The organism is Flavobacterium rhizophilum (assembly GCF_046000485.1).
Lineage (GTDB): Bacteria > Bacteroidota > Bacteroidia > Flavobacteriales > Flavobacteriaceae > Flavobacterium > Flavobacterium rhizophilum.
Genome location: NZ_JBELQB010000012.1, coordinates 124,968 through 135,996, shown reverse-complemented (window position 1 = coordinate 135,996; position 11,029 = coordinate 124,968). Strand labels below are relative to the sequence as shown.

The 11,029-nt window shown below is 37.7% G+C and carries 8 protein-coding genes; 5 read left to right on the top strand and 3 right to left on the bottom strand.

Features of this window, described 5'->3' with window-relative positions; all coding sequences use genetic code 11:
- Together ABS768_RS15040 and ABS768_RS15035 are read left to right on the top strand one after the other, a co-directional pair.
- Nucleotides 1–147: OmpA family protein (locus ABS768_RS15040; protein WP_408075774.1), on the top strand; the 147-nt coding region annotated here is incomplete at its 5' end.
- 111 nt (nt 148–258) lie between these two features.
- On the top strand, nt 259–1,539 hold the full coding sequence (locus tag ABS768_RS15035) for an acetyl-CoA C-acetyltransferase (RefSeq protein ID WP_408075771.1): 1,281 nt from the start codon (nt 259–261) through the stop codon (nt 1,537–1,539).
- Nucleotides 1,540–1,566: 27 nt separating this feature from the next.
- Here ABS768_RS15035 and ABS768_RS15030 read toward each other — a convergent pair whose 3' ends face one another.
- Genes ABS768_RS15030 through ABS768_RS15020 form a run of 3 tightly spaced genes read right to left on the bottom strand, consistent with a single transcriptional unit; the run spans nt 1,567 to nt 2,818 of the window.
- Nucleotides 1,567–1,998 (bottom strand): SRPBCC family protein, encoded by a 432-nt coding sequence (locus ABS768_RS15030; protein WP_408075770.1) that lies wholly within the window; start codon nt 1,996–1,998, stop codon nt 1,567–1,569.
- Between the two features lie 7 nt (nt 1,999–2,005).
- The gene (locus ABS768_RS15025; RefSeq protein ID WP_408075769.1) at nt 2,006–2,326 is read right to left on the bottom strand and encodes an ArsR/SmtB family transcription factor; all 321 of its coding nucleotides are present in this window, start codon (nt 2,324–2,326) and stop codon (nt 2,006–2,008) included.
- Nucleotides 2,327–2,356: 30 nt separating this feature from the next.
- Nucleotides 2,357–2,818 carry an SRPBCC domain-containing protein gene (locus ABS768_RS15020; protein WP_408075768.1) on the bottom strand — a complete coding sequence of 154 codons (462 nt, stop codon included), beginning with the start codon at nt 2,816–2,818 and terminating at the stop codon, nt 2,357–2,359.
- A gap of 111 nt (nt 2,819–2,929) precedes the next feature.
- On the opposite strand from ABS768_RS15020, the gene ABS768_RS15015 reads away from it, so the two are divergent.
- The 3 genes from ABS768_RS15015 to tamL all read left to right on the top strand — a co-directional run bounded on the left by ABS768_RS15015 (nt 2,930) and on the right by tamL (nt 11,012).
- Nucleotides 2,930–3,496, top strand: coding sequence for a pseudouridine synthase (locus tag ABS768_RS15015; protein ID WP_408075767.1), 567 nt, complete (start codon nt 2,930–2,932; stop codon nt 3,494–3,496).
- Nucleotides 3,497–3,595: 99 nt separating this feature from the next.
- Nucleotides 3,596–8,683 carry a translocation/assembly module TamB domain-containing protein gene (locus ABS768_RS15010; protein WP_408075766.1) on the top strand — a complete coding sequence of 1,696 codons (5,088 nt, stop codon included), beginning with the start codon at nt 3,596–3,598 and terminating at the stop codon, nt 8,681–8,683.
- On the top strand, nt 8,676–11,012 hold the full coding sequence (gene tamL, locus ABS768_RS15005; protein WP_408075765.1) for a translocation and assembly module lipoprotein TamL: 2,337 nt from the start codon (nt 8,676–8,678) through the stop codon (nt 11,010–11,012). Before ABS768_RS15010 ends, tamL begins: the two co-directional genes overlap by 8 nt.
- Nucleotides 11,013–11,029 lie beyond the last annotated feature (17 nt).

Genomic DNA, 11,029 nt, shown 5'->3' with positions numbered 1-11,029 from the left:
TATGTCATCTCAAAAGGTATCGCTAAGGAGCGTATCTCCGGACAGGGATATGGTGAGAGCGAACCACTTGTTGACTGTAAAGACAAATGTACCGAAGAGCAACATGCTCAAAACAGACGATCTGAGTTTATTATCGTGAAGAAATAATAAGGACTTAACAAAACCACCTATAATTTTTAAAGCGGCCATTTATTGGCCGCTTTTTTATTATCCCGATGAAGTATTATTCGTAAATTAGTATAACAAAATCAAACGATTATGCTTACAGATAATCAGATAAGAAAAGTAGCTATTGTAGGCTATAACAGAATCCCTTTTGCAAGGCAAAACACAGCTTATGTAAATGCAGGTAACAAAGATATGATGGTAGCGGCTTTAAACGGGCTTATTAAAAAATATAGCCTATCCGGTAAGTTGCTAGGCGAAGTTGCTGGTGGGGCAGTTATCAAACATAGTTGGGAAATTAACCTAATGCGACAATGTGTCCTGTCTACTACACTTGATCCTAAAACCCCTGCATGTGATATTGAACAGGCCTGTAACACAGGGATAGAATCGGCTGTATATATAGCAAACAAAATAGCTTTAGGACAACTGGAATGTGGTATAGCAGGAGGTGTAGATTCTACCAGTAATGTACCATTAGTACTAAATGAACATATCAGGAATATTCTTTTATCTGTGAGGCGAAGTAAATCTTCTTTCGACAAAATAAAAAAACTATTTAGTATAAAACTTAAGGACTTCGCTCCTATCGCTCCAATGAATATAGAACCCGGTACAGGTCTTTCAATGGGCGGGCATACTGAATATACTGCTAAGCACTATAAAATATCCCGTGAGGAACAGGATGCTTTTTCATTATCCAGTCATCAAAAAATGGCTGCTGCAGCCGACAGAGGTTTTTTTGATGATATGATAACTCCCTATAACGGACTCACAATAGACAATAATCTACGAAGGGATACTTCAATAGAAAAACTGGCAAAACTTCGCCCGGCTTTTGATAAAGAAAACGGTAGCCTTACAGCAGGGAACTCTTCTCCCCTAACTGATGGTGCTTCCTGTATTCTATTAGCAAGTGAAGAATGGGCTAAACAAAATAATCTACCTATACTGGCTTATATAACACATGCTGAGATGGCAGCTATTGAGTATGTGCAAAACAAACAAAACCTACTCCTCTCTTCTATTTATGCAGCACCAAGAATGCTGCAAAAAGCAGGTATGAAACTACAGGACTTTGATTTCTATGAAATACATGAGGCTTTTGCAGCACAGGTACTGGCTACCCTAAAAATTTGGGAAAGCCCAGAGCTTACAAAAGAGTTTGGTTTGATTCAAAATTTAGGCGCTATAGACAAAAGCAAGCTTAATGTAAACGGAAGCAGCCTTGCGGCAGGACACCCTTTTGCAGCAACAGGAGGTCGTATACTCGCAACCATGGCAAAGCTACTGCATGAAAAAGGATCAGGTAAAGGGTTTATATCTGTTTGTGCTGCGGGCGGACAGGGAATGACCGTAATACTGGAAAAATAAAAACCGGCATAAAGCCGGTTTCTTTTTTCAATTGTTTTCCACGTAATCCTGTAAAGTTCCCAAAAAGTGAGTCCATCCTCCATTGAAAGAATCTCTTGTAAAATTCTCGTGAGCAGGAAATGTTTCCAGTCCTCTGTGAGTTAATATCAGTTTGGTTTTATTCCCTTCAGGCAAAAGTTCCCATGTTACGTAAGATATACCTTCTCTGTCTTCATATTTCCAGCTATAGGTAATCTTTTTGCCTTCCTCCACCTCTGTTACCTCACAAAGATGTACGTAAACCTCTTTGTCGTCACATGATGCAGCAAACTGAAATTTGAAGCCTACCTTGGCTTCAAAAGATTCAAGGTTAAAATACCATTGTCTCATTTTTTCCATATCGGTAATGGCACTCCATACCCTTTCAACTGAAGCATTATATGTACGCTCCATTACCAATGGTTTAGTTGTTGTTTCCATAATTAATTTATTTTGATTTAGTTTGTTCATCTTCAAGGAAGCTACCTAAAGCATCCAGTTTTTCATTCCAAAACTCCCTGTAGCGATTAGTCCATTCGGATACTTCTTTAAGCTTTTTCAGTTCGGCCCGGCAGTAACGCTCCCTACCCTGCTGCTTAATCACTATCAGTCCGCATTCGGTAAGTATTTTTATATGCTTTGATACGGCAGGACGGCTAATCTCAAAATTATCGGCCACAGCATTAAGGTTAAGCTCGTTTTGGGCTAAAAGATTAATAATTTCCCTTCTTGTAGGATCGGCAATAGCCTGAAATACATCTCTTCTCATTTATGTTGTGTTCGCTTTTATATTCTGTAATTATTTTTTATCAAATCGGTAATCAAAAGCACCTTTACGCAAGTGTACACCATACTCCATCCATGCTTTAAGACAGGCAAGGAAATTAGCCCACCCTTCGGTATTTCCCTTAAGCCATTTTATACCAGCCTCATTATTTTCCATACCCTTTTCGGTAACTGTTACAATTGTAGTTCCATCTTTATAAGGTTTTAAACTCATCTCAACAAGTTGGGTACTTTCACCGTTTTCCCAGTAATAAGAGATATATTCATCCTTTATAACCTTATCTACTTTTACAGGGACATCCGCTTTAATTTCAGGGAAATTCCAAATAAGTTTTTTCCCTTCTTCCATTCTTCCCGAACTCTTGCTTATAAAATAATTAGTCATCTGTTCCGGATTTACTATAGCCTCAAACACTTTGTGTACTGGCTTTAAAATTTGCATTGAGCACTGAATTTCTAATTGAGTTGGTTTCATGTCGTTCGTTTTTTGAATTAAAAATAAGTAACCTTTCGGTTACAAATATAAGAAACCATTTGGTTACACAAAATATTTTAAGAGTTTTTTACATTTGCACAAACTTTTGCTATGCATCATCATTTTTTACTTTATAAGCCATTCGGATACTTAAGTCAGTTTATCTATAACCTTAAACGAAACAAGAAACTTTTGGGAGAATTACATGATTTTCCTGAGGGTACTATGGCTATAGGTCGGCTTGATGAAGACTCCGAAGGCTTACTAATACTTACTACAGATGGCTGGATGAGTGAAGTGGTTAGAAGTAAAAAAGTTGAAAAAGAATACTACGCTCAGGTTGACGGACTGATAACCGATGAAGCTGTAAACCAGTTAGAAAACGGAGTAGAGATTGGCTTTAAAGGAAAAAAATATACTACCCTACCCTGCAAGGCGTTCCGTTTAAATGAAGTTCCAAATTTACCTGAACGCGGTAAAAAAATAAGGGATGAGCGCCACGGGCCAACATCATGGGTTAGTATAACAGTTACCGAGGGCAAGTTCAGGCAGGTAAGAAAAATGACATCGGCTGTTGGTTTTCCTACATTACGACTGGTAAGGGTGCGCATAGGTAAAATAGTACTGGGAGATTTGCAACCGGGCCAAGCTGTAGAGATTGATTCCATAGAAGTATAAGAATTGAACACAAAACCTTACAAATGGCTGTTTTTGTAAGTATTTTAGCAAAACTTTAAAATTATACTGTTCAAATTGTCCTACTTTTAGGGTGATATAATGAAGCAACAGTACAAAAAATATATACGAAAGGGTATAAAGGTTATACTTTGGATAATAGGCTCATTAATAGGGCTATTTCTTCTCATTGTCCTACTTATACAAATCCCCTATTTCCAAAACATAATTAAGGACAAAGCAGTTACCTATCTTGAAAAGAAAATAGGTACCGATGTAGATGTAAACAAAATAGAAATAGGGCTTCCAAAAAAAATAATACTGGAAGGTGTTTACTTTGAAGACCAGCAAGGCGATACGCTGTTAGCAGGTGAAAAGCTTTCAGTTGATGTAAGTCTGTTCAAACTGCTTAAAAATGAACTCGAGATTAACTCGGTAAACCTTGAGGGAATAGTTGCCAATGTTAGCAGGGATAAGGATTCTGTTTTTAATTTTGATTACATAATTGATGCTTTTGCAACAAACGAGCCAAAAGACACTACTGCAGCACCAATGAAAATATCGGTTAAAGATATAAAGCTGGACAGGATTAGGGTAACCTTTAAGGACGAAATTTCTAAAAATGATATTAGCGCCAACATGACTCATTTTGATACCAAATTCAGGAAATTTGATTTGGATGAAATGGATTTTGATATCCCTGAAATTAACCTTGACGGACTTAAATTAACCTTAATACAAGGCAATATAGAAAAGGTTTTAAATGACACTCAAAACGCTATTAATAAAAACATTGAATATCCTAACCTAAAGCTTACCTTAAAGAATATTAACATTGCTAATATAGATGTTAAATATCAAAATAACGACAATAAACTTGACACAAAACTTACACTTGATAACCTAATCACTAATGTAAATGATTTTGATTTAGACGAGCAGAATATTGATTTGGATAACCTTGAGATAAACGGTTTAAGAGGTGAACTAGTTTTGGGCAAAACAATACAAAAGACCGCTGCGGAAAACGAAACAACCTCATCAAACGACTGGAAATTCAGGCTTAATGAAACAGCTATTACAGATGTAAACTTCCGTTTTGATGACAATAATTCGGCTCCGGTAGCAAAAGGCATTGACTACAAACATCTTGATATTAGTAATTTTAATCTGGAAGCTAAGAATCTTTCCTATTCTACCGATAGTATTATAGGAAATATACAGTCGTTTACCGTTAAGGATAAAAGCGGAGTAAACGTTGAAAAACTTACCACTAATTTCATCTATACCAATAAAGGTGCAAGTTTAACCGGCTTATACTTAAAAACCCCACAAACAGAAGTAAAGGATAAAATCATTGTGAGTTATCCTTCCCTTGAATCTCTTAATGATAACATAGGGCAAATGGCTGTGGATGCCGATATTAAAGGCAGCCACATCGGCTTTAAGGATATATTGCTGTTTGTCCCTACTCTAGCTGATACCAATCCGTTTAAAAGTGACCCTAACGGAGTTATGTACATTAACAGTAAGGTTAATGGCAGGGTGAATAATCTGTCTATCCCTAACCTTGAAATAAGAGGTGTAGGCAGTACTGTTATCGTCGCCAGTGGAAAAATAACGGGACTACCCGATATTGAAAAGGCTTATTTTGATATGGATGTAAGGGAGTTTACCTCAACAGCCGATGATATTGCCCTTTTCCTTCCGGAAGGTACTTTACCCAGTAACATACAACTCCCTAAAGAGCTTACTGCAAAAGCCAGGTTTAAAGGAACCCTTGAAAATTTTGATGCCGACTTTAACCTAAACAGTAGTTATGGCAAAGCCAATGTAAAAGCTGTATTTGACAGGCGAAATAAAGATGCAGAAGTTTATGATGCCGATGCCGAGCTTACCGATTTTGATTTAGGAAGGCTGTTAAAAAATGATTCTATCGGGAAATTAAGTCTTAAAGCTACAGTTAAAGGTAAAGGGCTTAATATGCAAACAGCCAATGCAAAAGTAGATGCTAATATAATAGCTGCAGAATATAACAGCTACCTGTATAAAGATCTTAAGGTAAAAGGTACTGTTAACCATGGTAAGTTTGATGCTACCGCAACTATGAAAGATCCTAACCTTGATTTTGACATTGTGGCTAATGGTGGTTTTGATGGTAATTATCCCAACGGAACAATTAAAATTAATGCCGACCTGATAGATCTCGATAAGCTTAACCTCCATGCGGGGCCTTTAAAAATGCGTGGTAGTTTGGATGCCTATATAACTGACTCCAATCCTGCCAACCTAAACGGTAAGGTAAACCTGTATGATTTTATAGTAGTAACACCAAGAGAAGAGATTATACTTGATTCGGTTAAACTGTTTGCAGTATCATCACCGGAGAAAGATTCAATAAGGCTTAGCTCTCAAATTATTGATGCATCTATAGTAGGGAAATATAACCCTGCAGAACTCGCAAATGCAATAACAAATACTATCTCGAAGTATTATGATATAAACTCGGGAGAACATAAAAAAGTAAGTGAAGAACAAAACTTTGATTTAAAGCTTAGGATTGACAACGACCCTATTATCACAAAACTTATTCCTGAAATAACCCGTATTGAGCCTGTAGAACTAACCGCTTCTTACAGGAGTGGCATAGACAGCCTTAGTATTAAAGGTTCTATTCCGCGTTTAGTTTATGGTTCCAATACCATTTCGGGTGGTACTATAGACATTTCTACACAAAAAGATAGCCTCACCTACAATATAGTAATAGATGAAGTACAAAATGAACAGTTTATAGTACCTCATACAAGCATTACAGGTAGGTTAAAAAACGACACCTTAACCTATCATCTGCAGGTTCTGGATAATAAGGACGAAGAACATTATTTGGTATCGGGTGAAGTAAGATCTAAAGGTGATAATACCGAAATCTCCCTTTACCCCGAAGGCTTGAGGCTTAACTACAATTTATGGGATGTAAACCCTGATAATGTAATACGCTTTGGTAAAAATGGTATTTATGCCAACCTGTGTGAAATAAGCAACGAGAACAGTACTATAAAACTACAATCTAAAGAAGACGTGCCTAATGCTCCGTTAAATGTTAAACTGGACAATTTTAAAATTGAAACCATTACAAACATGATACAAAAAGAAGAGCTAAAACTAAGTGGTACTCTTAATGGTGAAGCCGAACTGCGTGATATTACTACTAACCCGGTATTTATTTCAAACCTTAGTGTTGAAAACTTTGCCATAAGTAAGGATACCGTAGGAGATATAAAAATCAAGGTAGACAATACGGTTTCTAACGTTTATAATGCCGATGTAAACATTACAGGTAACGGTAACGAAGTAAACCTAAACGGAACTTATACCTCAACTTCTAAGTCGTTTGACCTTAACTTGAATATGGAAAAACTGAACATGACCAGTGTACAGGCTTTTACCTTCGGGGCACTTAAAGAAGGTAATGGTTATCTGTCGGGTGATTTTAAGGTTACAGGGACTATCGCAAAACCTATTGTAAACGGGACATTAGATTTTAATGATGTAGGTTTCAGGGTTACACAACTTAACTCCTACTTCAATTCAATAAACGATAATATCACGATAAATGATAATGCCATTACATTTAACGACTTTAGTATTGAAGATGAGGATAAAAACCTGATGATACTTAACGGTAAGATAACCACTACTGATTATACCGATTACAATTTCGGGATGACAGTGGATGCCGAAAACTTTAAGGCGGTTAACTCTACCGAAAAGGATAACGACTTTTATTACGGTACACTATACTTTGATACTCACCTCAACATTAAGGGTACTTTAGAAACCCCTGTAATAGACGGTAGCATAAATATAGATGAGAATACTGATTTTACGGTAGTACTCCCACAGTCAGATCCCGGTATTGCTGATAGAGAGGGAGTTGTGGAATTTGTAGATGAAGACAATGTAGCTTTAGAACAACGCCTTAAGATTGAAGAGACCGTAAACCAAAGCGATGTATTAGGCATGGATGTATCGGTAGCGATACAGGTAAACAAAGAGGCCGAACTTAACCTGATAATAGATAAAGGAAATGGGGATTACCTGGAACTAATGGGCGATGCCAAACTAAACGGCGGTATAGACCCTTCCGGTAAAACAACTCTTACAGGACGTTATGAGTTTAATGACGGAGCTTACAGGATGTCGTTCAACTTCCTGAAAAGGAAGTTTGATATTCAAAAAAACAGTTATATTTTATGGACTGGCGAACCTACCGAAGCTACTATTGACATTACTGCTATTTATGAAGTGGAAGCTGCCCCTATTGACCTGTTAGGCGATGAACTGGCAACGGCCTCCTCCTCTATCAGGAATACCTATAAACAAAAGATACCTTTTCAAACAGTACTTAAAATGGAGGGCGAACTCCTTAAACCTGAAATATCTTTTGATATTATATTACCTGATGGCAATTATGGTGTTTCATCTGACATTATCAATAATACAAAAACAAAGCTGGCACAGTTACGTCAGCAATCTTCTGAACTCAATAAACAGGTATTTGCCCTGTTGCTTTTAAACCATTTTATCAATGAGAATCCGTTTTCAAGTGAAGCAGGTACAAGTACCGAAGCTATTGCAAGACAAAGTGTGAGCAAACTGCTTTCCCAACAGCTTAATAATATTGCCGGAGACCTTATAAACGGATTTGAACTTAATTTCGACTTGGAATCAACCGAAGATTATACTACAGGACAACGTGAAAACAGAACCGATCTTAATGTTGGTGTTTCTAAAGAGCTTTTAAACGACAGACTTAAAGTAACCGTAGGGAGTAGCTTTGGTTTGGAGGGACCTCAACAGGCTAATGAAGAAACTACTAATATTGCCGGAGATGTATCGTTAGACTATCAGCTTACTAAAGATGGCCGTTACATGGTTAGAGCTTACAGGAAAGACGAATATCAGGTAGCCGTACAGGGACAGGTAGTCGAAACCGGTGTTGCATTTATTATCACCATGGATTACAATAAATTCAGGGAATTGTTCCACAGGACAGAGGAAGAAAAAGAAATAAGACGCAGGGAAAAAGAATTGAGGGAACGCCAAAAACAGGAAGAAAAAGAACAGGAAGAACGTGAAAAACGCGAAGCCAGAGATAAAAGAGCTGTCAAAAAGGAGAATAATGAGTAAAACATCAAAATATATAATCTTTATTTTTCTATTGCTTATCATTTATAGCTGTAGTAATACCCGTTACCTGCAGGACGGGGAAATGCTGTATACAGGAGCCGAGGTTAAAGTGGAAGACACTACTATGTCCAGGCGTGAACGTAAAGACCTCGAGGCACAAATGGAAGAACTGGCAAGGCCAAAGCCAAACAGGTCGTTTTTGGGACTTAAAATAAAACTATACCTATACAACATAGCCGGAGAACCTAAAAAGGATAAAGGCTTTAGATATTGGCTACGTAACAAAGTAGGTGAACCTCCGGTATTGTTCGGTCAGGTAGATATGGACTACAATGCCGATGTATTACAAAGCCATGCCGAAAATAATGGTTACTTTAAGGCAAGGACATCAGCCGACTCTACCTCATCAGGAAATAAAAAAGCTAAGGCTATTTATACTATAAAACCAAAATGGCAATATAAAATACGTAACGTAGAGTTCCCTAAAGATTCGGCGTCTACACAACTGGACAGCGCTGTAGCAAGAACCAAACGCAGAACCCGACTTAGAAAAGGCCGCCCTTATGACCTTGATGTTATTAAAGACGAGCGGGACCGTATAGATCAACGCCTTAAACAAAAGGGATATTACTTTTTTAACCCTGATTATATACTGGTAAAGGCCGATAGTACCGTGGGCGACCATCAGGTAGATATGAAAGTAATAGTAAAAAAGGAAACTCCTGAAAAAGCCCAAAGGCAGTATACTATAAATAATATATACATTTATCCAAACTATTCCCTTAACGATAGCAGGGATACTATTAGGGTAAAAACAAGTCTTACCGACTCTATACAGCAATATAAGGACTTTACCATAATAGATCCGAATAACACTTTTAAACCTCTTATATACGACCGTACACTTTACTTCCACAAAGGAGATCTATATAACAGGAATGACCATAACCTTTCACTTAGCAGGTTAATAAGTTTGGGCATATTCAGGTTTGTAAAAAATGAATTTAAGGTAAACGATTCCTTACAAAACACTCTTGATGCCTATTACTACCTTACCCCTATGCCTAAAAAGTCGATTAGAACAGAGCTCTCGGCAAAAACCAATTCGGCTAACTATAACGGTTCTGAATTAACTGTTAACTGGAGTAACCGTAATACATTTAAGGGAGCCGAGCTTTTGAGTATTTCTGCCTTTGGCGGACTGGAAGTACAAATGGGCGGACAGAACAAAGGGTATAACGTATACCGTGTAGGTGGAGAAACAAGTTTGGTCTGGCCACGATTTATCACTCCGTTTCCGGTACATTCTCCTGGTGCCTTTGTACCTAAAACAAGAGCCTTGATAAACTATGAATACCAAAAAAGGATTCATTTGTACGCCTTAAACTCATTCAGGTCACAGTTTAGTTACTTATGGAAGGAAGATGCCACAAAAGAACATCAGCTTAATGTGTTTGATATAAACTATGTTAGTCCGAATAACGTTACTAATGAATATCAGCAACAGGCTGACTCTATCCCCTCGCTGCAAAGAGTAATAGATAAACAGCTTATCATTGCTCCTTCCTACTCCTACACTTTTACCAATACCAACCGCAGATATAAAAAACATACCATATATTACAAAGGCTCTGTAGAAGTAGCAGGTACGTTAACCGGTTTGGTAACAGGTGCAAATGTAAAAAAGGGAGATACAATCAGTATACTGGGAGTACCATTTAGCCAATACACCAAAACCGAACACGAGTTTAGGTATTATATGCGTTTGGGTAGGGATTCAAAACTTGCTGCCCGTGTTATTGCAGGTGTAGGTGTCCCTTATGGTAACTCTACAGAATTGCCTTATATACGTCAGTTTTTCTCGGGAGGTACAAATAGTTTAAGGGCATTCAGGGCACGATCTGTAGGTCCCGGGGTATATTATGCTAAAGATCAGAACGGTCAGCCCCTTGAAGGTACTTTCCTACCCGATCAATCGGGTGATATAAAACTGGAACTAAATCTGGAATACAGGGCTAAGCTATACAGTATTATTCACGGAGCCGTATTTGTAGATGCCGGTAATGTATGGCTTTGGAACAAAAAAGATGATAAACCCGGCGGAGAGTTCACTTCCAGTTTTATGGATCAGCTTGCAGTAGGTACCGGTTTGGGTTTAAGGCTCGATCTTGATTTTCTTGTACTTCGTTTGGATGGCGCCTTCCCTATAAGAAACCTTAATTACAATACTAACAGGTACGAATGGGTTATAGACGATGTAAAAATGGGCAGTAAAACCTGGCGTAAAGATAACCTTGTATTTAATCTTGCTATTGGCTATCCTTTCTAGTTTTATATATTTGTATA